The 1,214-nt window shown below is 26.9% G+C and carries 1 protein-coding gene and 1 pseudogene; both read right to left on the bottom strand.

Annotated features, from left to right (window positions below; genetic code table 11):
* On the bottom strand, window positions 1–930 hold the full coding sequence (locus HF862_RS09925; protein WP_170187696.1) for a PTS sugar transporter subunit IIA: 930 nt from the start codon (window positions 928–930) through the stop codon (window positions 1–3).
* Between the two features lie 11 nt (window positions 931–941).
* Window positions 942–1,214: pseudogene (locus HF862_RS09920) on the bottom strand (hypothetical protein); the annotation flags it as partial.

Raw genomic sequence — 1,214 nt, 5'->3', positions numbered from 1 at the left:
TTAAATATGTAGTACTTTTTTTATTATATCGTATCTTCTTATTACTCCATATAATTTTCCATTTTCTACTACATATATTCTTGTTATTCCTTTTTTCACCATTATAAAACATATCTCCATTATTGGTGTTTTCTTATCTATTACATATAGATTCTCTTTTCTTCTATATAATTCCTTTATTGTTGCTGTTTCCTCTTTTAATAAATATTCTTCAAATGGTTCTCCTACTGTTAAAAAGTCTAAATCTTTCATCAATGATAAATATTTGGGCATTCCATATTCTATTAACTCTTTTTCTGTTATTTCCCCTAAAAAGTTATTTTTCTCATCTACTACTGGTATTCCACTTATTTTTTCATTTATTAATCTTTTAGCTACCATCTCTAAAGTTGTATCTTCTTTTACTGGTGATATATCTGGGCTTAATACATCATCTGCTGTTATCTTATGTCCAAACTCTACATCAGCTTTCTCTACTGCCTCTATTACCTCTTTTTCTGTTTTAGCATTCTTTATCTTTTCTAAATATTCTGGTTTTTTTAAAGCTATTTTTGATATTCCACCCATTATTTTTAACATATTTTTATTCTTTAATATGTCTGAAATTACTAAAAACACTACTTTTACCTTATCTTTTTCTAATAATCCTTCTACTTGTACTTCTATAGGTGTTTCCAATAATCCTACTGCTACTATAAAATCATTAAAATTTTGAATTCTTGCATGGGGTACAGCTACTCCCATTCCTATTGCTGTGGATATTTCATTTTCTCTTTTTATTATAGCTTTCTTTATTTCTTCTTTACTATTTAATACTATATCTTCTTTAGAAGCTATATGTTCTACCATATTTTTTATTACTTCTTCTTGTGTATTTCCTTTCACATTTATAAATATTAATTCTTTATCAAAATAATTAGCAAGTTTCATTTTTCCCCCTATCAATATCTTACATAAATATAAATTAAACTTAATATAATTGATTGTATTACTACTATTGTTCCCCATTTAAAAAATTCTTTAAAGGTTATTTCTATTCCTACTTTCTTTGCTACTGAGGTTCCTACCATATTAGCTGCTGCTCCTACTATTGTCATATTTCCTCCTAAACAAGCGCCTAATGATAATGCCCACCACAAAGAATTTACATTTCCACTATAATTTGGTAATATCTCCAATACTATTTTTCCAAAGGAAAGTGTATGTGGTATTGA

This window comes from Fusobacterium sp. FSA-380-WT-3A (assembly GCF_012843705.1).
Classification (GTDB): domain Bacteria; phylum Fusobacteriota; class Fusobacteriia; order Fusobacteriales; family Fusobacteriaceae; genus Fusobacterium_B.
The sequence above is the reverse complement of the archived record's forward strand: the minus strand, read 5'-3'. Positions and strand labels throughout refer to the sequence as shown.

Coding starts and splice junctions, on each gene's coding strand:
- HF862_RS09925 (WP_170187696.1), bottom strand. CDS start 930: ATGAAACTTGCTAATTATTTTGATAAAGAATTAATATTTATAAATGTG.